Genomic DNA, 24,480 nt, shown 5'->3' on the forward strand with positions numbered 1-24,480 from the left:
ACATGTTTTCACAGAAGCTTGTAAAAATTAGGTAAGCGCTTTCATATATTATATATAAAGAACCCGAAGCTCGGGCCTTTATATTCATCATTAAATTAAGGTTTGACAGGACCTTGATTAGCTTCATCAAGTGTAGCCTTGATTGTTTGAGCATATAATTGACCACCTGCAGCAATGCTTTGTGCCTCAGTGCCAAAGTGAACGTAATCTGTTCCATACCAGATAGCAGGATTATCAATAGCTGCTTGATACCAATCTGCTACGTAGACATAATCATATTTCTTCGCCAATTCCAATTGGTACTGCCGAGTTTTTACTAGATCGCTATTTTCATCTCCAGCAACTCGTCCATCATACGGAGTCACTAAGATTAAACGGTGTCCTTTTGGAAGTTTTTCAACCAGTTTATTAAGCACTTCTTCGTAATTAGGAACTGTATTAGCACCTAAAGCAAGGACTACATTTTGTAGAAGAACCTTGTTGCTAATATCTGTTTGATAAACCTCTAAACCTGATTCCAGATTTCGGCTGACAGCTGCATCCAATTGCACACCAGGAATAGCTTCTTGTAACCAGTCATTAGCTCGCAAAGCTACAGAATCACCTATCAAGGTCGTTCCAGGCGCCACATTGTAATCAGTAGCTGTTGTTTGATCCGCTTGGCTACGAGTTAATTGCATCTTACTATCCGCTTGATTTAAGGCATTAATCATTAAGTCTTCCTCAAAAGCTCCAACTTTAGGGGAAGTAAAGATGATAAAGAAGCAGATGAGCCCCAAAGGGATCAGACTATAAAAAATCGGTCTCGCAATTGATTTTACATCGAGCTTAATACCAAACAAATCTGGTTTTCTTCCTGCTAATACAGGCTCTAAAATATAGAAAGAGACTGCTGCAAAGGCAAAGGATAGAAGAGTAGTTAATACTACCGCTCCTGCATTCCCCATCAGCTGACTGAAAATAATGTAAAAAGGCCAATGGAAGAGATAAACACCGTAACTCGTATCAGCAATAAATGTGACCCAGATCGGCTCTTCCAGCTTAGGTGTCTTTTCATGGAGAACACGAGCACCCAAAATCATAACCAAGGCAGCTATCGTTGCGAGGAGAAAGCCAACTAAATAAGTGAAGATATTATCAAAACGAAGCAGGAAGGTTAGAAGAATTAAGACAACAAAACCACCACCAATAGTGGCTATCGTCTGCTTCATGCTCCAAGACTGTTCTAGTTTCTTGAAATTTGCCCCTACATTTTGAACACCAGAAACTGTAGCTAAAGCTGTCCCAGCAAAGAAGGGGAAGATATGTGTCCAGCTTGAAAAATAAAGTGAAGAAAAATTCTTAGTGAAAAAGCTACTTACAAACATGGACAGAAAACTAAATAAGAAAATCCCTGTCGAAATCAGAAAAATCATCCCTCGAAATTGGCCGAGGCTTCGACTTTTCTTAGCCAAGAACCAGACTGCCAATCCCCACAAAATATAATAATGCACCTCAAGTGCCAAACTCCAAGTATGTACAAATAAATGAGGTACAAACTGACTCTCGTAGCTACCGCCCGATAAAATTTCATAGAAATTTGTTACAAAACCTAGGGCACCCGCTATCTGCGTTCCAATACCAGCCACAAAATCTTTGCGAATGAAGAGGGTAAACGGCAGAGTGATCAGAATCATAAAGACCAGAGGCGGAAAAATCCTATAGAAACGTCGTCTTAGAAATCCTAAAATATCAATTTCTTGACGTTTAGCAAATTCATCAATCAGGAGTGAGGTGATCAAAAATCCAGAAAATGCGTAGAAAACGTCCACCCCAATAAAGCCTCCAGGAAACACTCCCTGGAAGAAATGATAGAGTAGAACGAGAAGCAAACCTGCTATCCTTACTAATGAAAACCATTTAATGCGCATTTTGATAAATTCCTTGTTTAAACTTTCCTTTGTAAACGACCTTTTGCTCGGTTGTTAGAGTGCCTTGGCCGTCCGCTTGGCCTTTACTAAACTCACCTTCGTACTTCCAACCGCTCTTAGAGGTAAATTTCCCCTTGCCATCAAAGATTCCATTTTTGAAATCTCCTTCGTACTTATCGCCATTTTTGAAAGTCAAAGTGCCTTGACCATCCATCTTTCCATGAACCAGACTGCCATCATACTTAATAGCCCCCTTATCAAGAGTAAGCACCCCTTTATCTGGAATATTAGAAGTAAAAACTAAAATCGCAGACAAAGCAATTAGTGTAACAGCAGCTATCTCAAAATTTGTTCTTGTCAAATAATGCTGGTAACGATTATAAAATTCTTTTAATTTATCCATTTTTATCCATCCAAACGTTCCAGCCAGCGCTCACAGCCTGCTTGAACCAGCCGATAAGTTTCATCAAAATCATTAGTATACCAAGGATCTGGTACACTTTTATCCATAAACTGATATATCTTATCCTGATATTTCCGAGGGGCCATCTTTTTTAAATCGGCCACATTGGAAGCATCCATACCAACGATATAATCAAAGAAGGCAAAGTCCTTTTCAGACATCTGCAGAGAAGTTTTTTCAACATCAAATATAATCGCATGCTCATTCAAAGCTGCTTGAGTTCCTTGGTGAATTGGATTTCCATGTTCCCAATTAGAAGTTGCCCGACTTTCAATATGAAATTTATCAGTCAAACTTTTCATAACAAATTCAGCCATCGGACTCCGACAGATGTTGCCCAAGCAAACAAATACAATTTTCTTCATAGAAATACCTCTTCTTAATTATATCAGAAAATGACATTAAATAGGTTGCTGACCTCCAAAAAAACTGGACGCTTTTCTGCCAATTTAGCATTTTTCTCCTTTCCAAATAAGCAGGAAAAGACCACCTGATGGGTGGTCTTTTAGGGAGATTATTATGAAAAAGAAAAGTTTTAGGAGTTCAAGCTAAGTATCCTTAACTTATGATTACAGTATACTCGAGCCAACTTAAAATTATCTTAAAGCAATTTTAAGTTTCTTTTTCTGGCAAATAAATGTCCAACCTAGGCCACTTAGATTGCCATTTTTTCTTTTCCAAACGTTCTCTATAAAGTTTAATCCTTTCCTCATCCGCTAAAAAATGCGGTGTGGGCTTGACTTGAAAGTTAACAAGATCAATCAAGCCATAAGCCGTGAATAACTCAAGATCATCATTTTTTAATAAACGTAAACCAAGAGCGGTACAGGTTTCTGGATATCTACTCATAGCGTCCTGTGAACTAGTATAAGGCTTAGTATTAGGACTATGAATATGCATATAAACTTGATTCTTTACTTCCCAGCTATAGAGTGGATAAGCTTCTCTCAAGCGCTTCTCAATTTGTAACGTCTCCTCATAAGAGACTGTCGGATCAAAGAATATCACATCTATATCTGTTTCAAAATCAAATTTTTCCCGATCGGATAAATGATTCCAGATGAAATTTCTAACACTTCCAGCTGCCAGCCAGCTATCTTGTAAATTTAAGTCTCGAATAATCTTTACAATAGTCATTAGATGTTGATCAGCATAGAAAAGGTCTAGAAGATTTTTCTCTTCTATTTCCATAAGCCTATTTCTCCATATATTCATAACCTAAATGTTCATAGGCTTTTCGAGTTGCAACGCGACCCGTTCTCGTTCTCATGATAAAGCCTTTTTGAATCAAATAAGGCTCATACATATCTTCGACCGTTTCACGCTCCTCAGCAATATTTACTGACAAAGTACCTAGACCGACTGGACCACCACCATACATCTCAATCATAGTTCTCAGAATTTTTTGATCGACATAGTCCAAACCTTCATGATCCACATCTAACATGGAAAGAGCTTGATCTGTGATCGTCTCATCAATCAAACCATTACCCATAATCTGAGCATAATCCCGGACGCGCTTCAATAGACGGTTGGCAATTCGAGGGGTGCCACGACTACGCAAAGCCAGTTCTTTAGCTGCTTCATGAGTGATATCCATCTCAAAAATTTCTGCCGTTCGCTCAACAATCTCAGTCAAATCAGCTTCTTCATAGTACTCCATGTGCCCTGTGATACCAAAGCGAGCTCTCAGAGGATTGGACAACATTCCTGCACGCGTTGTTGCACCTATGAGGGTAAATGGTGGCAAATCAAGATGGACACTACGATTAGCATCCCCTGAACCAATCATGATATCGATGTAAAAATCTTCCATAGCACTGTAGAGGACTTCTTCTACTGCCATTGGCAAACGATGTATTTCATCGATAAAAAGAACGTCACCAGGCTCTAAATCATTTAAAATAGCAACCAAATCTCCTGCTTTTTCAATAACCGGCCCCGAAGTCTGCTTGATATTCACACCCAGCTCATTGGCAATCACAAAAGCCATGGTCGTCTTCCCCAGTCCAGGAGGGCCAAATAAAAGAGCATGATCCAAAGCCTCATCCCTTAGTTTTGCTGCTTCAATAAAAATTTTCAACTGATTCTTGACCTTATCTTGACCAATATACTCCTGCAGATATTGTGGTCGAAGCGTGCGCTCCACCATTTCTTCATCCATCATTTGTTCATTATCTAAAATTCTACTCATGTCACCATTATATCAAAATATCATAGTTTAGGACTATTTTAAATAAAAAAGAGAGCGAGAAACCTTTTTAATGAAGGTTTTCCATCGCTCTCTTTCTTTTTAAACCCAAAGATTAATTAACCTTTTTAGTACGATATAAGAAGACTGAAGCTGCAAGAAGCAGGAAGCCAACAAGAACAGAGAAGGCTGAGGACTCAGCTGTTCCTGTCTTAGGCAATTCTTTCTTCACTTCTTTTTTAGGTTCTTCCTTCTTAGGATCTTCATGCTTATCACCTGATGGTTTTGGTTTTTCTTCAGATGATGTTGGAGGTGTTTTGGCAGCATACGTATTGGTAAAGGTTGGTCCGCTACCAGTAACGGTCGCTACAAGTTTACCATTCGTATCATAAGCAACTTCTACAGTCACTTTGTGAACTGTCTTATCATAAGTCACACCTGCTTCATTACCAGCTTTTTCAGTAATAGTGTATTCATACTTACCTGGTGAAGTGAAGCTTTGTGATTTAAAGGTTACCGAACCATCCGCTTTATTCTTAGCAGTATCCACTACGTTACCTTGATAAGTCAACTCAAATTCAAACTGACCATCTTTCAGCTCTTTACCAGTCAAGACCTTGTTTGCTTGAATAGTTGCAGTGGCTGGAGTTGGTTGTTGCGGATTTGGAGTTGGCGGTGGAGTTGGTGCAGTGTATTTATTCACAAATGCTGGTTTATTACCAGTAATTGTAGATACCAACTTACCTTGGCCATTGTCTGCAACCTCTACGGTTACTGTGTGGACTGTCGTATCGTAAGTAACATTCTCTTCATTGCCAGCTTTTTCAGCAACAGTGTAGGTATGTGTACCTGCTTCTGTATATGTGATTGATGGGAATACAACTTTTCCATCTGCAGCATTTGTTGCCGTGCCGATGACTTTGTCGCCTTCCTTCAATTCAAATTCATATTTACCTGCTTCTAATTCCTTTCCAACTAAAGTTTTTGTTGCTTCAATTGTAATGGTATCAGCAGCTGGAGCTGGTTTTGTATAAGTGTTAGTGAAAACTGGTTGTTCACTAGTGATAGTTGCTACCAATTGACCTTGGCCGTTATCCGCAACCTCTACAGTTACTTCGTGAGTATTTGTATCGTAGGTAACGTTTTCTTCCTTGCCAGCTTTTTCTGAGACGAGATAAGTATGAAGGCCTGGTCCTTTATACTCAATTTCTTTGAAAGTAATGCTACCATCTGCTTTGTTCTTAGCGGTGTCAACAAGATTTCCTTCAGAGTCTTTCAGTTCAAACTCATACTTATCTGCTTCAAGGGCTTTACCGTTTAAAACTTTTTTAGCTTCAATTGCTTTTTTACCTGGTTTTGCAACATAATCGTTTACAAAGACTGGTTTTTCACTTGTAACAGTCGCTTCAAGCTGACCTTGACCATTGTCCGCAACATCTACAGTTACTGTGTGTGAAGTTTTGTCATAAGTCACACCTGGTTCATTACCAGCTTTTTCTGACATAGTGTAAGTATAAGTCCCTGCCTCAGTGTATTCAATTTCTGGGAAACTAATCGAACCATCTGCAGTATTCTTAGCTGTACCAACGACTTTGTCGTTTTCTTTGAGCTCGAACTCATATTTGTCGGCCTCAAGTTCTTTACCATTTAGAACTTTCTTAGCTTCAATTACTTTTTTACCTGGTTTTGCAGCATAAGTATTGGTGAAGACTGGCTTCTCAGCTGGAACAGTTGCTTCAAGCTGACCACGTCCATTATCCGCAACATCTACGGTTACTGTGTGTGAAGCCGTATCATAAGTCACACCTGGTTCATTACCAGCTTTTTCAGTAATTGTATATGTATGAGGGCCTGCAGCAGTATACTCAATTGCTGGGAAAACTACCGAACCATCTGCTTTGTTTTTAGCTGCACCAACGACTGTATCGCCTTCTTTGAGCTCGAACTCATACTTGTCAGCTTCAAGGGCTTTGCCTTTCAAAACTTTAATTGCTTCAATAATTGCTGTAGTTGGTTTAGCAGAGTAAGAATTTACAAATACTTTGTTGTCGTATTTAACACTTGCAAACTTTTCTCCAAAGACATCTGTTACTGTAACTTCAGCATTAATGGTCTTGTTATCATAAACATAGCCTGGTTCTTTCTCATCCACTTCTTTGATTTGGTATTTGAAAGTACCAGCCTTTGAGAATTTAATTGCTTTAAATTTAACTTGTCCGTCTTTGTTGTTTTTGGCAGTTTCAACCACTTTGCCATCTGGATCAATCAATTGGAAGATGAATTCATCACCTTTCAATGTTCCACCATTCAGTTGCTTTGTAACTTCAAATTCAACTTCAGAAGGGCGAGCACCTGATCCAATTCCTTCAGTAGTTGTTAGAGGAGCAAAGCCATCTACATCATATACACCATCTGATGTTGTCACTTTCACATTGTTGAAAGCTTTCTTGGTGGTATTGTCAACTGGAGCAGTCAAACGAGTACGGTACAAAACATACAGACCTTGTGTACTCAAGTCACCATTACCATTTGGAGTAATAGTGAAAGAATTTGTACCCGTAACATTTACATGTGAAGCATCCAGTCTTGGACGAGCCTCAGCCTTATTCCATTCAGTAAAGTAATATCCAGTAATTTCACTTGCTAAGACTTGACCTTCAGGGATTGTATCCTCAATCTTAACTCCTGTAACAGGTTTTACGTAACGATTGATACGAATACGCCAGTTAACATAATTAGGATCATCAGCATCTTGGACACCCCACTTGGTATAACCAGTAGGATCATCATCTGGTACGATACGAGTCAATCTGTATGTCCCGGCACCAGGAATATCAATGCTGTATTCCTTATTTAACTCGACATCATCCGCCCAAACTACAGTGAATAAAGCAGTCAATTCACGATCTTCTGTCAGATTTTTGAAGTATTCTTCATTAGTGATGGTCACTGTAGCAGAATTAGTTGCAGCATTTGTCTGCAGTTCTGCAATTTTAGTGGCTCCATCCTTGGCATAGATATCTGTCGTGATGTCACGCTCAACTTTAAACTCTTTTGGCACTTTATAAACCATAAAGTCCCCGTTTTTCAAAGTTGCAGAATTATCAAACTTGTAGGTCGGATTCAGATAGAACTTTCCTTCACCATACTTGGCACCATCAACCAACCGATTATTATTAATGGTTGGAGAGGTTGTCATCGTATAGCTGTTTGACGGCAATTCTTCCGCTTTAACTGTGTAACTTGTTTTTAGTAGAGGTATGAATACCGATACTATTAACAACAGCGTCATAAATGCATGAAAGAGCTTTTTATTCATCTTTTTCACAACATTTTCCTCCTTTATATTTGGGCACAATCCCTTACTTTATATTATATATTCTTCTATAACACTGTCAAGGATATTTCATCTAATTTTTATGCAATCCATACATAATAAACACGACAAATAAATTTTATACATAAAATCAAATATAAGGTCATAAAACAGCAGAAAAATGCGACATTTCTTCCTCTTTTTCTATATGCCTACTCCCTTTAACTAGGAAGCTCATGTCTTTATCCTTCGAAAAACAAAAAACCATCAGTCAGAATCAAGGCCTAACTGATGGGGCTATCCAAAAGAATTTTTTATTTATCTAAATGCCACACTTCATCATTGTATTGTTGAATCGTACGGTCAGCTGAGAAGAAACCAGCTTTAGCAATGTTTACAATAACTTTATCCAACCATGCGTCGCGGTTTTCATAGTCAGCAAGCATTTGCTCTTTGACTTTGATGTAGTCTTCCAAGTCAAGGAGAGTCATGAACCAGTCTTTGTTGATCAATTCGTTGTAAAGACGTTCCAAGCGTTCTTTCTTACCTACTGCAAGAACAGCATCACTAACGATGAAGTCAACCAACGGTTTGATAGCTTCACGAGCGTAAAATTCACTTGATTTGTAAGCAGATTTCGCATAAAGATCGATAACAGTTTCTGAATCTTCACCGAAGATGTAGATGTTTTCGTCGCCAACCAACTCAGCGATTTCCACGTTTGCACCATCCATAGTACCAAGAGTCAAGGCTCCGTTCAACATGAATTTCATGTTACCAGTACCTGAAGCTTCTTTAGAAGCAAGTGAGATTTGTTCTGAGATATCACACGCTGGGATAAGGAAGCTTGCTGCAGTAACATTGTAGTTTTCAACCATGACTACTTGCAAGTGTGGAGCTACTGCTGGGTCGTTTGCAATGACTTCTGACAAGCAAAGGATCAAGTGGATAATATCTTGCGCAATTGTGTAAGCAGGAGCTGCTTTACCACCAAAGAAGACAGTAATTGGACGAGCAGGAATGTTTCCAGCCTTGATGTCAAGGTATTTGTGAATCACATACAAAGCGTTCATTTGTTGGCGTTTGTACTCGTGAAGACGCTTGATTTGGATGTCAAAGATAGAGTTTGGATTGATTTCCACACCTTGGTGTTCTTTCAAGTGACGAGCCAATTTACGTTTGTTGTGAGCTTTGATGCTTTCCAATTTTTCCTTGACAGCAGCTTTATCTTCATAAGACAAAAGATTTTCAAGTTCCTCTGCTTCATGGTGCCAACCATGACCAAGAATCTCATCTAAATAGTGAGAAAGGCGTGGGTTAGCATGCATAAGCCAACGACGGAAAGTAATACCGTTTGTTTTGTTGTTGAATTTTTCTGGGTAGATGTCATAGAAAGCTTTCAACTCAGAGTTCTTCAAGATCTCAGTGTGGAGAGCCGCAACCCCGTTAACACTGTATCCATAATGGATATCCATATGAGCCATATGAACACGGTCATTTTCGTCAATGATTTGGACAGCAGGATCTTTGTAAACTTTCTTGACACGTTTGTCAAGTTCCTTGATAATCGGAACAAGATGAGGAACAACTTCTTCCAAGAATTCTAGTGGCCATTTCTCAAGAGCCTCTGCAAGAATAGTGTGGTTTGTATAAGCTGTCATTGACTTGACAATGTTTACAGCTTCGTCAAATTCCAACCCACGTTCTGTCAAGAGACGGATCAATTCAGGGATAACCATTGAAGGGTGAGTATCATTGATTTGTACAACTGCATAGTCCGCAAGGTCGTGCAAGTTGCTTCCTTTTTCGATTGCTTCATCAATGATCAATTGCGCACCATTTGAAACCATAAAGTATTGTTGGAAGATACGAAGAAGTTCACCTTGTTTGTCACTATCGTCTGGATAAAGGAAGAGAGTCAAGTTACGAGCAATATCTGTCTTGTCGAAATCAATTCCTTTTTCAATCAAGCTAGAGTCCACAGAATCTAGATCGAAGAGACGCAAACGGTTTTTCTTTTCTGTCTTATAACCTGGTACATCAATGTCATAGAGTGTAGAAGTTAAAGTAAAGTTTGCAAAAGGCACTTGGTAGCTACGAGTTGATTTTACCAACCAATTTTGGTCACTCAACCAGAAGTTAGGGATTGTTGTTTGCTCATTGTTTTTCAACACTTGTTGGAAGAGACCAAAGTGGTAGTTCAAACCTACACCGTCTCCATTTAAACCGAGAGTTGCGATTGAATCAAGGAAGCAGGCAGCCAAACGGCCTAAACCACCATTACCAAGAGATGGTTCTAATTCTACTTCTTCTACTTCAATCAAATCTTTACCTGCATCAGCCAATTCTTTTTTGACATCATCATAAAGGCCAAGGTTGATCAAGTTGTTTGACAAGAGTTTACCAATCAGGAACTCAGCAGAAATATAGTACAATTTCTTTTTTGAATCATTGACAGGTTTAGTTGCACTGTATTCTTTTGTATAGTTCAAAAGAGCTGTATAGAGTTCTTCATTGGTACAATCAGCAATGTTTTTTTGATACGCGTTTTGTACGTATTGCTGTAATTTAGACATTTTTTTCTCCTTTGGAATTCTGATTTACATTGTTTTTGGGTTTAAGTTTTGTATTAATTCGACGATAAATAGTTGTTAGAGAGAGTAACTCTGCCTCTACTTCTTTAGACAGTTCGTCTTCTGTCATACGCCATTGCCAGTTGCCACCAATAGTGGATGGCAAGTTCATTCTTGCAGAACCATCTAATTCCAGTAAATCTTGCATGGTTGCAATCGCCATATAGCTGACAGAAGCAAAGATCGTACGGAGCATTGCATGAGGAACTGTTTCATATTCTTTACGGTTGGTATAAACAGCTAAGTATTCCCGTGTTGGATCATCAATCTCATCTTTATACCAGCCAAGAACAGTATTATTATCATGAGTTCCTGTATACATCACTGAGTTATGAGGCGCCAAGTGTGGGCTATCGATGCTTTCATCATCTGGATTGAAGGCAAACTGCAAAATCTTCATTCCTGGGAAACCAGTCTTCTCACGCAACTCAATAACTTCATCAGTCATAAAGCCTAGGTCTTCCGCAATGATATTCAGTTCTCCCAAAGCTTCTTTAACAGCTTTAAATAGAGCATAGCCAGGTCCTTTTACCCACTTACCAGTTGCAGCTGTTTCTGAATCCGCTGGGATTTCCCAATAAGATTCAAATCCGCGGAAATGGTCAATACGAACGATGTCATAAATCTTAAAGCTCTCGCGCAAGCGCTCAACCCACCAAGAATATCCATCTTTATCCATAGCTTTCCAGTCATAGATCGGGTTCCCCCAAAGTTGGCCTGTTTCTGAGAATTCATCAGGCGGACATCCTGCCACACAAGTTGGTTTACCAACAGCGTCTGTTTTAAAGAAATGTGGTTGTGCCCAAACATCAGCACTGTCTGCCGCTACATAGATTGGCATATCTCCGACAATCTCAATATGATGCTTATTCGCATAATCTTTTAAAGCTAGCCATTGTTGGAAGAAGAAGTATTGAGTGACACGATGGTATTCCATCTGTTCGCTCAGGCGCTCACGGTAATCAGCCAAGGCCTCTGGCTTACGCAGGCGAATGTCTTCATCAGACCACTCTGTCCACGCCGCCAAATCAAAGTGCTCTTTGATTGCCATGTAGTCAACATACAGGTCTAACCAGTTGGCATTGTCTGCCACAAATTTTTTATAAGTCTTCAAATCAGAACTTTGAAGGAAATTTTTAACAGCTTTTTCCAATAGTGGACGACGTGCTTCGAATATCTTAGCATAGTCAACGGCCTTAGGGTCACTTCCAAAATCCACACCATCTAAATCACTTTCTTGAAGCAAACCTTCTTTTATAAGAAGATCTAAGTCAATAAAGTGAGTATTTCCTGCGAAAGCAGAAAAAGATTGGTAAGGAGAGTCTCCATAGCTAGTCGTGCCTAGTGGCAAAATCTGCCAATAGCGTTGCTTAGTTCTTACCAAGAAATCTACAAAATCATACGCACTTTTCCCAAAAGATCCAATTCCGTATTTCCCTGGCAAAGAAGAAATATGCATGAGAACACCACTTTGACGTTCTTTCATCTTGTCACCTCAATATTTTTCTTAGTTAAAATCTACGTTTTGTTCAACGAAAACGTTTGCGTAGTTCGATTATATCTGTTTTTAGTTTTCTATGCAACCATTTTATAAAAATTTTTTCAATTCTTCAAGAGAATCATCTAACTTTTCTTTTTTTCTTCTATAATATTGACAAATAATTTGTCGGATAAAAAATATTTTTTTGATTTTTTGGAAAAATATCTTGCAAACGGTTACTTTTTGTGATATAATTTTTTCAGTTTAAGAAAACGTTTGCGTAAACTTAAATGTAAATTATTACTTTTTTTATTCTTAGGAGGAATAAACATGAAAAACAAAGCTCTTAAAAGTGCTGCTGTATTGGGTACTGTTGCTTTAGCTAGCTTTATTTTAGCTGCTTGTGGTAGCAAGGCTTCTTCAACTAAATCATCTGAATCTGGTGATAAAAACGTTACTGTTTATGTTGAAGAGCAGTACAAGGCTTACATGGAGAAAGCTGCAGCAGCTTTTGAAAAAGAAACTGGTTCTAAAGTTACTATTAAAACTGGTGACCAAATGGGTGGATTGGACAACCTTTCACTCGACAACCAGTCTGGTAAAGCTCCAGACGTTTTGATGGCTCCATACGACCGCGTAGGAAGCCTCGGTACAGATGGACAATTAAACGAAGTAAAATTAAGCAAAGATAGTAAGACAGATAAAACTACTGAATCTCTAGTAACAACAGAAGGTAAAACATACGGAGCACCTGCTGTTATCGAAACTCTTGTAATGTACTACAACAAGGACTTGATTTCAAAAGCTCCAACTACTTTTGCTGAATTAGAAGAGCTTGCTAAAGACAGCAAATATGCATTTGCTGGTGAAGATGGTAAAACATCTGCCTTCCTTGCTGACTGGACAAACTTCTACTACGCTTACGGACTTCTAGCTGGTAACGGCGGTTATGTATTCGGTGACAATGGTAAAGATCCTAAAGATATCGGTCTTGCTAATGAAGGTGCAATTAAAGGTATCGAATACGCTAAAACTTGGTATGCAAAATGGCCTAAAGGAATGCAAGATACTGAAGGCGCTGGAAACTTGATCCAATCACAATTCCAAGAAGGTAAAACTGCTGCTATCATCGATGGACCATGGAAAGCATCTGCTTTGAAAGAAGCTAAAGTAAACTATGGTGTTTCAACTATCCCAACTCTTCCAAACGGAAAAGAATACGCTGCTTTCGGTGGTGGTAAAGCTTGGGTTATCCCAACTGGTGCTAAAAACCCAGAAGTTGCTCAAAAATTCGTTGACTTCTTGACTTCAACTGATCAACAAAAAGCATTTTACGATGCTACTAACGAAGTACCTGCTAACACAGAAGCTCGCGAGTACGCAGTAAGCAAGAAAGATGAACTGACAGACGCAGTTGTTAAACAGTTCCAATCAGCTCAACCAATGCCAAACATCTCTGAAATGAGTACAGTTTGGGATCCAGCTAAAACTATGTTGTTCGATGCTGTAAGCGGTAAAAAAGACGTTAAAACTGCTGCTGACGATGCAGTGAAATTAATCAAAGATACTATCGCTCAAAAATACGCTAACAAATAATAAAGAACTCTAGGGGTGGGAATTTTCCCTACCCCTTCTTTATTAAAAAATCTATTAAAACAACTACGGGTTTCTTAAAAATTTTGAAAAAAGAGAAATATTTTCTAACATTTAGTTTTATATTCTCTGCTTTCAAAATTTTTAGCCCCTCTTTGAATCTTATTCAGGAGACAAATATGACTAGACAACAGAACCCAAGTAAAGCCTTGTTGCTGTCCCTGATTCCAGGACTTGGACAAATTTATAACAAACAGAAAGCCAAGGGGTTCATCTTCTTAGGTGTGACACTGGCCTTTCTAATCTATTTCTTTGCGATCGCTTCTGGTGAGCTAGGAAATCTTATCACACTTGGTGAAATGCGCGGACGCGACAACTCCCTCTTTATGTTGATCCGTGGTGCCTTCCACTTAATTATCGTACTGGTTTATTTCCTATTTTATGCCTTCAACTTAAAGGACGCTCACACAACAGCTAAACGCTGGAATAACGGTATTCCGGTTCATACTACTCTGAAAGAAATGATTCACAGCATCTATGAGAATGGTTTCCCATACTTGCTGATCATCCCTTCTTATGTAGCTATGACCTTTGCTATCATTTTCCCTGTATTGGTAACTCTTCTGATTGCTTTTACAAACTATGATTTCAAACATTTGCCACCAACTAAATTGCTTGACTGGGTTGGTTTGACAAACTTTAGCAATATTTGGAGTCTCAGCACTTTCCGTTCAGCCTTTGGTTCTGTCCTATCTTGGACCATCATCTGGGCTTTATGTGCTTCAACTTTACAAATTGTTATCGGTATTTTCACAGCTATTATTGCTAACCAGCCTTTTATCAAAGGAAAACGCATCTTCGGTGTTATCTTCCTACTTCCTTGGGCGGTACCAGCTTTCATTACAATCTTGACTTTCTCAAATATGTTTAATGATAGTATCGGTGCCATCAACACCCAAGTTATTCCTATGCTTAGCAAGGTATTGCCTTTCTTGAACAATACCCTCATCCCTTGGAAAACAGATCCTACTTGGACCAAGGTTGCCTTGATTATGATGCAAGGTTGGCTAGGATTCCCATACATCTACGTCTTAACTTTGGGAATTCTGCAATCCATTCCAAATGATTTGTATGAAGCTGCTTATATTGATGGAGCAAATGCTTGGCAAAAATTCCGCAACATTACGCTACCAATGATTTTAGCTGTTGCTGCGCCAACTCTTATCAGTCAGTATACCTTCAACTTCAATAACTTCTCTATCATCTACCTCTTTAATGCGGGTGGACCTGGTAGTGTCGGTGGAGGCGCTGGTTCAACAGATATCTTGATTTCTTGGATTTATCGTTTAACTACTGGTACTGCACCTCAGTACTCAATGGCCGCAGCCGTAACCTTGATTATCTCAATTATCGTTATCGGTATTTCAATGATTGCTTTCAAGAAACTACACGCATTTGACATGGAGGACGTCTAAGATGAATAATTCTGTAAAATTAAAACGTCACTTTAATCATTTTCTGACTTACCTGTATCTCGTAGTTCTGTCAGTAATCATTATTTATCCTCTATTAATTACGATTACATCAGCCTTTAAAACTGGTAACATTGTCGCCTTCAAACTTGATTTTAATATCGATTGGAGTTTTGACAACTTCAGCAGGCTCTTCTCTGAAACACTCTACGGAACCTGGTACCTCAATACGGTCATCATTGCCGTCTTGACAATGATTGTGCAAACCAGTATAGTAGTTTTAGCTGGTTACGCATACAGCCGCTATAACTTCATCGCCCGCAAGCAAAGTTTGGTCTTCTTCTTGATTATCCAGATGGTACCAACCATTGCTGCCCTCACCGCCTTCTTCGTCATGGCTTTGATGTTGAATGCTTTGAACCAAAACTGGTTCCTCATCTTCCTTTATGTTGGTGGAGGAATTCCAATGAATGCTTGGCTGATGAAAGGTTACTTTGATACCGTTCCAATCTCTCTTGATGAGTCAGCTAAACTAGATGGTGCCGGTCATTTCCGACGCTTCTGGCAAATCGTCCTTCCTCTGGTTCGTCCAATGGTTGCTGTACAAGCACTTTGGGCATTCATGGGACCATTCGGAGACTATATCTTATCTAGTTTCCTCCTTCGGGATAAAGAATTCTTTACAGTTGCAGTCGGTCTGAGAACATTTGTCAGCGATGTTAAAAATATGAAAATCGCCTTCTTTGCCGCAGGAGCTATCTTAACAGCTCTTCCAATCTGTATCTTATTCTTCTTCCTACAAAAGAACTTTGTATCTGGTTTAACAAGCGGTGGTGACAAGGGATAATCTTGTCCCACCCTGTTTTTTGTCGGACGACTATAAAAATTAGAAAGAGCTACTATGTACCCCTACCCTTTTAATTATTTTTCAAGTATTTTTCAATTTAAAAAAGCTTTTGCTAACCGCAAGCTTTTGTCTTGGTTCCAACTGATTTTTACTAGTCTTTTCTTAATTTCTTTGACCTTGATTCCTATGGCATTGCAGACAGCTGCCAAAGAGAGCTATCCATTAGATACCTTTATCGATCAAGTTTTTCAGCCTTTAGATGAGTCTGCTATGAGAGAGCTTAGCAATCATGTTCAGATCAAAGACGGCCAACTAACTTATGATAGTCATTTTGGTGTACAAAAAAATAAAGACGGCCAGGTTATTATCGGACATCACAAGGATACCCGACCAGGAGACAAGTTAACGCTTTATTTTGACAAGGATCATCTCCTGATCAGTAAAAGCAAGAAAGAATTGGCTGCCATTCGTTACCAGGCTATCAATCAGGAAGCTTTAAAGGATAAGGAAAGCTTGAGCGAGGCCATCTCCAAAGATTGGTTCCAGCAAAACCGTTTGATTATCAGTCTATTTTTACTTTTGGTGTCTGGCCTGCTCTTGACCTTTAACTTCTTCATTGTGACCTTTGGAGCCAGTCTCTTCCTTTATCTAACTAAAAAATCTAAACTCTTTTCATTTAAAAAGTTCAAGGAATGTTATCATTTCACTCTAAATTGTCTGGGACTTCCGACTCTCATTGCCGTCTTCTTTGGCATCTTGGGTCAGCCTTTGACTACCATGATTATGATTCAAAATATTCTCTTTGTATTATTCCTTGTTATCACCTTTTATCGTACGCATTTCCGTGATGAAAATTAGGAGGTCATCATGCCTGTTACTATTAAAGATGTTGCCAAACTAGCTGAGGTTTCGCCCTCAACTGTAACCCGTGTTATCCAGAACAAGTCTACGATTAGTGAGGAGACAAAAAAACGAGTTCGCAAGGCTATGAAAGAACTGAATTACCATCCAAATCTAAATGCCCGCAGTCTGGTCAGCAGTTATACTCAGGTCATCGGCCTCGTCTTACCAGATGATTCAGATGCTTTCTATCAAAATCCATTTTTTCCATCTGTTCTGAGAGGGATCTCACAAGTAGCTTCTCAGCACCAATACGCTATTCAGATTGCTACCGGTAAAGATGAGAAAGAACGGATGACAGCCATTTCTCAAATGGTACACGGCCGTCGGGTGGACGGACTTATTTTCCTTTACGCCGAAGAAAACGATCCTCTGGTTCGGATGGCCTACGAAGAGCAATTCCCCTTCCTTATCCTAGGAAAATCTCTTTCTCCTTTTATTCCATTGGTTGATAACGATAACATCCAAGCAGGATTTGATGCAACTGAATATTTCATTAAAAAAGGTTGCCGCCATATTGCTTTTATCGGAGGAACTAAAAAGCTCTTTGTAACCCAAGACCGTTATACTGGCTACGAAAATGCTTTAAAAGAGCATCAGCTGGAATTAGATCCTCAGAGCACTGCCTTTGTCACAGAATTTTTGGAAGAAAAAGGTTACCAGTTTACCAAGCGCTTGCTAGCAAAAAATCCAAATATTGATGCCATCATCACTACAGATAGCTTGCTGGCATCTGGTGTTTGCGATTTTCTCTCTTCACAAAACTTAACTATCCCAGTCCTTTCTTTTGATTCGGTGGAGCCAAAGTTAGACTTGGCTGCCTATGTTGATATTAATACCCTAGAACTGGGTAGAGTGTCCTTCCAAACCATCCTTCAGATCATCAATGATAGCAAGGAAAATCGGAAAATCTGCTATCGCCAGTTGATTTCCCATAAGATTATCGAACGGTAAATTGGTATTCTCATCGGACCGTAAACCGAAATGTTAAAAACACAAGAATAGGGCCTCAATCCCAAATAAAAAATGACAACCGTAGTTCCATTCAAATTAAACTACGGTTGTACTTCTCTTTGGCCTTGCATTTTTATGTTTGTCAATCATTTATACTTACTATTAATTATTTTTACTAGTGGCCTCTGATAGTGCACGCGCTTTGGGAGCTATCTTATCTTGTATAAAGGAGATTTATGTCTTTTAGAACCTTTCAAGCTTATTTAGATAACACACGACTGATTAATCTTCAGTTACCCATCATTTATGATGCCAAGGACCTATCCTTCACTTTGGAATCTGACGACCAGGTGATTCCTCTGACTATTCAAACATGCAAATCTTCTACCGAACATTGCCTCTACACCCTGACTTTGGAAGAAGATATCGATTTGGAACAGCATTACCTCGTCTACGACCAGGACCGCAATAAAACTGTTCTAGCATTCCGACATATTGTCCAAGAACAGATTTTTGATCAAACTTTTGACTACGATCAAGATGATCTTGGTGCAACTTATACCTCGAAGGCTACTTCTTTTGCCTTTTGGGCTCCTATTTCCGAACAAGTCCTTATCAAGTTGAAAAAAGATGGCAAAGAGACTATCTGGCCTCTCCTTCGTCAGGAAAAGGGCGTTTGGAAAACAATGATTCCCGGTGATTGGGAGAAAGCTAGCTACACCTATCTTCACAAGGTCAATGGTCAGTGGCTAGAAGTACACGACCCTTATGCCCTCTCTTCTGAAGCCAATTCTGGTGCTAGCTTTATTATTGATCCAAAGAAACTACTCAATACAACTGGAGTCAAGCGGGCCAAGACCCAGCTAAGCCCAACCAAGGCCGTCATTTACGAGATGAGTGTTCGCGACTTCTCTAGCCAAAAGGATGCTGGTTTTAAAGAACCTAGCACATTCCGAGCGCTGACAGAGTCTCCCAAGCTAGGCAAACGCAAAATTGGTATGCAACACTTGCTAGATCTGGGAATCACCCATATCCAGCTCATGCCTGTTTATGATTTTGGTAGTGTAGATGAGAAACACCCTGAACAAGTCTACAACTGGGGCTATGATCCTGTTCAGTATAATGTTCCAGAAGGCAGCTTTGCCAGTGACCCAGAGGATCCTTATGCACGCATTCTAGAATTGCAGGAAGCTATCGCAGCCTACCATGAGGCAGATATGAGTCTGATCATGGACGTTGTTTACAATCACGTTTATGATGCGGATAGCTTTGCTTTTGAAAAGATAGTTCCTGGTTATTTCTATCGCTTGGATGAGCAAAAACAACGAACTGACGGAACTTTCTGTGGTAACGATGTTGCTAGTGAAAGAGCCATGGTCCGTCGCTTCATCAAGCATTCGGTCAAGCAATGGGTGAATCTCTATGGCTTTGACGGCTTCCGTTTTGACCTCATGGGTATCTTAGATATCCAAACGATGAATGAGCTAGCAGAAGAGCTTAAAGAGAGCTACCCAAATGTCTATCTCTACGGAGAAGGCTGGAAAATGGCGACTGGTTTGGAATCAGACCTCCTAGCCCACCAGTATAAGGCGGCAGAATTGACTGATTATGGCTTTTTCAGCGATAATTTCCGTGATACCATCAAAGAAACCATCTTAAACAAGCAAAGGCTGACTGGCTCTGAATGGACTTCCAGCATGGCTAATATCCTAACAGCTAATGTCGGCTTAGAAACAGCAAGCCATTTCCAAAGTCCTCAACAGGCTATTAACTACACTGAGTGTCATGACAATGCGACTGTCTTTGACTACTTTAAAATGGAAGATCCAAACATCAGTCAAAAAGAACGTTTGGCAAGTGCTCGCTTGGCCTTACACTTGGTCTTGCTTGCTCAGGGAGTTCCTTTCCTCCATAGTGGGCAAGAATTCTTCCGCCACAAAGACTTGCTAGATAATAGCTACAACATCCCAGATACTATTAATCGTCTGGACTGGCAAAGCTTACTCAACTACGAAGAAGATGTTGACTTCATTCGTGAATTAATCAGCTTCCGAAAAGAACACCCTCTACTCAGTCTCGAAAGCCGAGAAGAAATCTTGGAGGCATGCCAAGTTGAATGGCTCAATGATTCACTTGTCAGATATCAGATTTCACAGCAAGATGAACAAATGACCATCTTGATCAACTTTGGTTCAAAAGATCAGACCTACCAAAACGAACTAGGTCAGGAAGTCTTTCTATCCTATCCAGCCATTAGTAGCCACAAGGCTATCGCTCCCTTGGCTGACAGCTATGTTGTTCCTGCTAAGCAAGTCCTAGTCCTAAAATAAATAAAAAGCACGTCTCAATCTAAGAGACGTGCTTTTACTTTTCTGATGTGAGCTAATTTAAAGCTGATAGAGTTCTGCGATCTTATCACCAACACGGCTGATATCATTTTGCAGACCACGAAGCTCAAAAGTATCTAGCAGAGGAAAGCCAAAACGTTGAGAATATTGCTTGGCCGTTAAACAATACTGATTGTTGAAATTACGGTTGCCACTTCCTACGATACCGAAACATTTTTTATAGTTTTCTTCATATTCAATAAAGGCTGCTAAATCATTGGTTAAAATCTCAACATCACCAGAATCAACTCCATTTCCACCCTCTAAATAAGTAGGCAAGAAGGCTACAAACTGATTGTCCATAGCAAAGAAATCTTGGCCCTCTTTGACCAGATCCTTAATATTGACCTGTTCTACTTCAAGATCCGCGTGGCCTTCTTGCAAATAGGCCGTCAGACGCTTGATAAAGCTTGCTGTATTCCCACTTAAACTAATATAAACTAAGGAAACCTTTGCCATTCTATCCTCCTAAAACTAAAAATAACATCTATCCTTTTCTTAAAATTGTAAGCCGATAAATCTTATTTGTCAAATTTTAAATAGGCTCCTTTTTCACTTCCAAGTCCTTCTGCTGACGCCAGGTATAAAAGAGGACAATAGCTAAAAAGAGGATATTCAGTAAGAGTCCGACTATGGTTACAGCCTTAGGGATCATCATGACTGATTCACGAATCGCTGGATCACTAAAATAATGATAGAGTGGCTGAGAAGACAGATAATCATAAGCCATAACAAGAATGCTAAAGACCGAGTAGGCGGAGTATAGGATGTTGGCTAGAAGTAGCTTCTCCTTGATCAGCAATACAAGTACTGTCGCCAATAAAAGAAGACCCACAAATAGAATCAGAACCTGACTCATACTATGATTCAAATCAAAAACCGCATCATAAAACCGATTATACTGCTGGGCTACCTCACCTTTTAGCTGCATAACTTCTGCGGGATTCTCTAGTCTTTTTCCTGCAAGAAGGTCCCAGAGACTAAGCAGTCCACCAAAGACAGAGATCAACCAACACACGTACAAATAAATTGCTTTCTTTTTCATATTAACCCTCTATTTCTTCTAAAATAATAGAATCCGAAGGCTATCGAAAGGGGAAACTGAATGAAGTTTAGAGATTGCATTTTCAGGAGACAGACATACTCTCAAAAAAGTTTGTGTAATGCTAAAAAGATTTTCTTGCCTTCGGATTTCTATACATTCATTATAAATAACTTTTAAAAAATGATGCGCCAAAGCTTCTAAAATGACCCTGATTCTCCTTGAAAAGCCTCTTTTTCAAAAAATCACAGCCTCCTAGCTTGAAAAGAAAGGCTTTGTGATAGAATAAGGCTATGAAACAAGATTATCAAGAGATTCAATGGCTCTTTTTTGATATAGGTTCAACTCTAGTCGATGAAGACAAAGCTTATGAAGCTAGAATAAAAACCGCCATCACTGGAAAAGATATTTCTTATCAGGAATTCTATGATAAGATGCTCAGCCATTTTAGAAAAAATAAAAAAGGCGACTTAGAAGCCTTAAGCTTCTACGGACTTGAGCGCCCAGCTTGGAGAACGGACTTAGAGACTCTCTATCCGCAAACCAAGGAAATATTAGAGCAACTGGGGCAAGAGTATAAATTGGGAATTATCGCTAATCAATTACCTGGCCTAGAAGAGCGCTTGAAGGATTTTGGGATTTTAGACTACTTTAGCGCTATCTTTTCTTCTGCGGAATTTGGGCTGGCCAAGCCCGACCCCGCTATTTTCAGGCTGGCCTTACAAAAGACTAACTGCTTGCCTCATCAAGCTATTATGATTGGTGACCGCTTGGATAATGATATCGCTCCTGCCAAAAGAATAGGCATGAAAACTATCTGGATCAAACAAGGCTTCAGTCGTTTAGCTCAAGTCAAAAATCTTGAAGAAAGAGCTGACTGGACTGTCGAAAAACTGACTGATTTACTTCCCATCCTCTTGTCCTAGCTAGCCTTGTCTTTCGGAACGTTCTATTGTATAATATAGTCATTTTAAACAGGAGGTCTTTCTATGAAAAAACTCGGACCTGGTATGCACATTCGGGTTGTCAGCCCCTCAGCGTCAATTGAACACATCGGTGGCTTTGAGGCCAATCTAGCCGCCAAGGAGCGCTTGGAAAAGCTAGGATTTATCGTGTCTTTTTCGGAGCATTATCTGGAAAATGATATGTTAGACTCTGCCTCCATCGAAAGCCGGGTGGCAGACATTCATGCTGCCTTTTTGGATGACTCCGTTGATGCCATTCTGGCCACCATCGGCGGTTTCAACTGCAATGAGCTTTTGCCCTATCTGGACTTTGAGTTGATTGCTAGAAATCCTAAGATTTTCTGCGGCTACTCGGACACAACAGCCTTGCTCAACGCTATCTATAGTAAGACCGGCGTGAAAACCTACATGGGACCGTCCTACTCCAGCTTTAAAATGGATGCCCTGCAGGACTATCAGACCGAGAGCTGGCTCAAGGCCGTCAGCCATACTTCTTATGAATTGACTCCTAGTGAGAAATGGGGCGACAATGCTTGGTATCTGCCCGATGCGCCACTGACCTTCCATGAGACAGAGTGGAAAGTCTACAACCATGGAAAAGCCCAAGCCACTGTTATTGGTGGTAATCTCTCTACCTTCTCGCTTCTACGTGGCACCCCCTATGCCCCGACAGATGAGAACTATGTCCTCTTTGTTGAAGAGGCGGAGGAAGATGATTATGTGGAGTTTGAACGCAATCTAGCTGCCCTGCTTCAGGCCTATCCTAACCCACAGGCCCTTCTCATCGGTCGCTTTCCAAAAGAATGTCAGATGACAGAGGAGCTACTCCTTTATATCTTGGACAAACATCCGATTCTCAAACAAATTCCCGTCCTCTATGACTTGGACTTTGCCCATACTCAGCCACTCTTTACCATTACCATCGGTGCTCAGGCGACAGTAGATACGGAGACGATGTCTATCAGAATTGATGAATAGCAAAAACTCCTCATTCCAGCTGGAATGAGGAGTTTTTTATTTCTATTTGAAACTTTTATAGTTGACCTTAATGTCCACCAGGTCCGCCTCCCTGATTACCTCCTGGGGCACCACCTCCGCCAGGGCCATCAGCTGTGATTTCAGATCGAGTTTCACCATTGACTGTAATGGTTCCACCAGTGTATGTAGCTGTTCCGTCAAAGTCAAAGGCAGAGACTGTAGAAGTAATGTCTAGATTCCCTCCTGTCATAATGATATCACCATTAGAGTCAAGAGCATCAGTGTCACCTTGTCCCACTTCTACCTTGATGTCACCTCCCGTAATCTTGATAAAGATCTCTGCTCCAGTTACCTTACTAGAAGCATTGATACCATCATCAGAGGCAGAAAGATCTAATTTCCCTCCATTAATAGTCACATTGGTTCCTTCGAGTGCTTCAACACTTGACTCAACTGTAATCGTACTGCCGTCAATCACTGCTGCATTAGAAGCGTGCATTCCGTCGTCACCAGCATTAATGGTAATCGTACCGGACTGGATATAAAGATTTCCAAGTGTCGTATCTTCATCATTGTCAGCGTGAAGAGCATCTTCGGTTGCCGTCAGATTCAAGGTCGCATCCTTGATATTCAACGCGTCATTGGCAGAAAGAGCATTTTTATAGCCTTTGACTGTATAGGTTCCGCCAGTAATACGCAAATCATCATTCGACTCGACTGCATTGCCATAATTTCCTTCAATCGTCAAACTACCAGAACCATTGAAAGTCAGGTCATCCTTACTGTATATGGCTGCATCATAGTCTGTATTGGTGTGGTTGGCAGAGTCGGCAATACTATTCTTACTTCCTTCCGCAAGGGTGATAAAGGTCTTATCCGCACTTTCAACAACAATCGCTGCGTCAGTCCCTTTCATGGTCACACCATTCAAGACGATTTGGACCTTGTCTTGGTCTCCTGCTTTCACCACGATTTGGACATTTTCGCTACTTCCAGACAGGACATAGGTACCAGCAGCTGTGATTGTTACAGTTGACCCAGATACTTTCGCACCGTCTCCAGACACCTTAGCTGTTGAGCCACTTAGACTTACCTTTGTAGCACTAGATTCGTCATATGAGGCGTCTTGGTCCCGATCAGTGAAATAACTCGTTGAAGCTGTTGAGGCTTTGCTTGAGGACGTTTTACTAGTGGTTGAACTAGTAGTTGTGCTAGTGCTAGCAGCGCTGGACTTACTAATCAAGCTACAGGCTCCCAAGCTGGCTGTCAACAGAACCAGTGGGACCATCAGCTTTACTTTTCGAAATATTGTTTTTTTACTTGTTTTCATGATAGGCCTCTTTCTATTT

The 24,480-nt window shown here is 40.1% G+C and carries 19 protein-coding genes; 8 read left to right on the plus strand and 11 right to left on the minus strand.

The genetic code is table 11. The annotated features are described in order from the left end of the window. Window positions 1–95: 95 nt before the first annotated feature. The 8 genes from HMPREF2780_RS05765 to malQ form a co-directional block, all read right to left on the minus strand. Window positions 96–1,910, minus strand: a complete 1,815-nt coding sequence (locus HMPREF2780_RS05765; protein ID WP_105026346.1) for an acyltransferase family protein — start codon at window positions 1,908–1,910, stop codon at window positions 96–98. Beyond that, complete coding sequence (locus tag HMPREF2780_RS05770) at window positions 1,900–2,313, minus strand: MORN repeat-containing protein (protein WP_008808141.1); 414 nt, start codon at window positions 2,311–2,313, stop codon at window positions 1,900–1,902. Before HMPREF2780_RS05770 ends, HMPREF2780_RS05765 begins: the two co-directional genes overlap by 11 nt. A 2-nt stretch (window positions 2,314–2,315) precedes the next feature. Next, window positions 2,316–2,738 (minus strand): low molecular weight protein-tyrosine-phosphatase, encoded by a 423-nt coding sequence (locus HMPREF2780_RS05775; RefSeq protein ID WP_008808140.1) that lies wholly within the window; start codon window positions 2,736–2,738, stop codon window positions 2,316–2,318. Window positions 2,739–2,985: 247 nt separating this feature from the next. Continuing rightward, complete coding sequence (locus tag HMPREF2780_RS05780) at window positions 2,986–3,564, minus strand: nucleotidyltransferase family protein (RefSeq protein WP_061582621.1); 579 nt, start codon at window positions 3,562–3,564, stop codon at window positions 2,986–2,988. A 4-nt stretch (window positions 3,565–3,568) separates the two neighbouring features. Continuing rightward, entirely contained in the window at window positions 3,569–4,567 is a 999-nt protein-coding gene (ruvB, locus tag HMPREF2780_RS05785) for a Holliday junction branch migration DNA helicase RuvB (protein WP_008808138.1), read from the minus strand. Window positions 4,568–4,679: 112 nt separating this feature from the next. Then, complete coding sequence (locus HMPREF2780_RS05790; RefSeq protein ID WP_105026347.1) at window positions 4,680–7,892, minus strand: SGO_0107 family LPXTG-anchored pilin-like protein; 3,213 nt, start codon at window positions 7,890–7,892, stop codon at window positions 4,680–4,682. A 302-nt stretch (window positions 7,893–8,194) separates the two neighbouring features. Beyond that, on the minus strand, window positions 8,195–10,456 hold the full coding sequence (gene glgP / locus HMPREF2780_RS05795) for a glycogen/starch/alpha-glucan family phosphorylase (protein WP_105026348.1): 2,262 nt from the start codon (window positions 10,454–10,456) through the stop codon (window positions 8,195–8,197). Next, on the minus strand, window positions 10,449–11,999 hold the full coding sequence (gene malQ, locus HMPREF2780_RS05800) for a 4-alpha-glucanotransferase (protein WP_105026349.1): 1,551 nt from the start codon (window positions 11,997–11,999) through the stop codon (window positions 10,449–10,451). The genes glgP and malQ overlap by 8 nt, the downstream gene beginning before the upstream one ends. Window positions 12,000–12,323: 324 nt before the next feature. On the opposite strand from malQ, the gene HMPREF2780_RS05805 reads away from it, so the two are divergent. From HMPREF2780_RS05805 to pulA, 6 genes are all read left to right on the plus strand, one after another. Then, window positions 12,324–13,589: an extracellular solute-binding protein gene (locus tag HMPREF2780_RS05805; protein WP_045634496.1), complete on the plus strand. Its 1,266-nt coding sequence runs from the start codon at window positions 12,324–12,326 to the stop codon at window positions 13,587–13,589. A gap of 176 nt (window positions 13,590–13,765) precedes the next feature. Beyond that, complete coding sequence (locus HMPREF2780_RS05810; RefSeq protein WP_105026350.1) at window positions 13,766–15,061, plus strand: sugar ABC transporter permease; 1,296 nt, start codon at window positions 13,766–13,768, stop codon at window positions 15,059–15,061. Window position 15,062: 1 nt separating this feature from the next. Next, the gene (locus HMPREF2780_RS05815) at window positions 15,063–15,905 is read left to right on the plus strand and encodes a sugar ABC transporter permease (protein WP_011999651.1); all 843 of its coding nucleotides are present in this window, start codon (window positions 15,063–15,065) and stop codon (window positions 15,903–15,905) included. A gap of 54 nt (window positions 15,906–15,959) precedes the next feature. After that, window positions 15,960–16,763 (plus strand): DUF1189 family protein, encoded by an 804-nt coding sequence (locus tag HMPREF2780_RS05820; RefSeq protein WP_105026351.1) that lies wholly within the window; start codon window positions 15,960–15,962, stop codon window positions 16,761–16,763. A 9-nt stretch (window positions 16,764–16,772) separates the two neighbouring features. Continuing rightward, window positions 16,773–17,759: a LacI family DNA-binding transcriptional regulator gene (locus HMPREF2780_RS05825; RefSeq protein WP_105026352.1), complete on the plus strand. Its 987-nt coding sequence runs from the start codon at window positions 16,773–16,775 to the stop codon at window positions 17,757–17,759. A gap of 236 nt (window positions 17,760–17,995) precedes the next feature. Further along, window positions 17,996–20,089: a type I pullulanase gene (gene pulA / locus HMPREF2780_RS05830; RefSeq protein ID WP_105026353.1), complete on the plus strand. Its 2,094-nt coding sequence runs from the start codon at window positions 17,996–17,998 to the stop codon at window positions 20,087–20,089. A 57-nt stretch (window positions 20,090–20,146) separates the two neighbouring features. Here pulA and nrdI read toward each other — a convergent pair whose 3' ends face one another. Further along, complete coding sequence (gene nrdI, locus HMPREF2780_RS05835) at window positions 20,147–20,605, minus strand: class Ib ribonucleoside-diphosphate reductase assembly flavoprotein NrdI (protein WP_105026354.1); 459 nt, start codon at window positions 20,603–20,605, stop codon at window positions 20,147–20,149. Between the two features lie 76 nt (window positions 20,606–20,681). Then, window positions 20,682–21,191, minus strand: coding sequence for an ABC transporter permease (locus HMPREF2780_RS05840; RefSeq protein WP_105026355.1), 510 nt, complete (start codon window positions 21,189–21,191; stop codon window positions 20,682–20,684). Between the two features lie 290 nt (window positions 21,192–21,481). Between HMPREF2780_RS05840 and HMPREF2780_RS05845 the strand changes: the two genes are divergently transcribed. Together HMPREF2780_RS05845 and HMPREF2780_RS05850 are read left to right on the plus strand one after the other, a co-directional pair. Continuing rightward, a complete protein-coding gene (locus HMPREF2780_RS05845) occupies window positions 21,482–22,114 on the plus strand; it encodes an HAD family hydrolase (RefSeq protein ID WP_105026356.1) in 633 nt (210 codons plus the stop codon). Window positions 22,115–22,177: 63 nt separating this feature from the next. Continuing rightward, the gene (locus tag HMPREF2780_RS05850) at window positions 22,178–23,131 is read left to right on the plus strand and encodes a S66 family peptidase (protein WP_105026357.1); all 954 of its coding nucleotides are present in this window, start codon (window positions 22,178–22,180) and stop codon (window positions 23,129–23,131) included. Window positions 23,132–23,198: 67 nt separating this feature from the next. On the opposite strand, the gene HMPREF2780_RS05855 is transcribed toward HMPREF2780_RS05850, so the two are convergent. Then, window positions 23,199–24,461 (minus strand): carbohydrate-binding domain-containing protein, encoded by a 1,263-nt coding sequence (locus tag HMPREF2780_RS05855; RefSeq protein ID WP_061596309.1) that lies wholly within the window; start codon window positions 24,459–24,461, stop codon window positions 23,199–23,201. Between the last annotated feature and the right edge of the window lie 19 nt (window positions 24,462–24,480).

This window comes from Streptococcus sp. HMSC062B01, assembly GCF_001811085.1.
GTDB lineage: Bacteria > Bacillota > Bacilli > Lactobacillales > Streptococcaceae > Streptococcus > Streptococcus gordonii.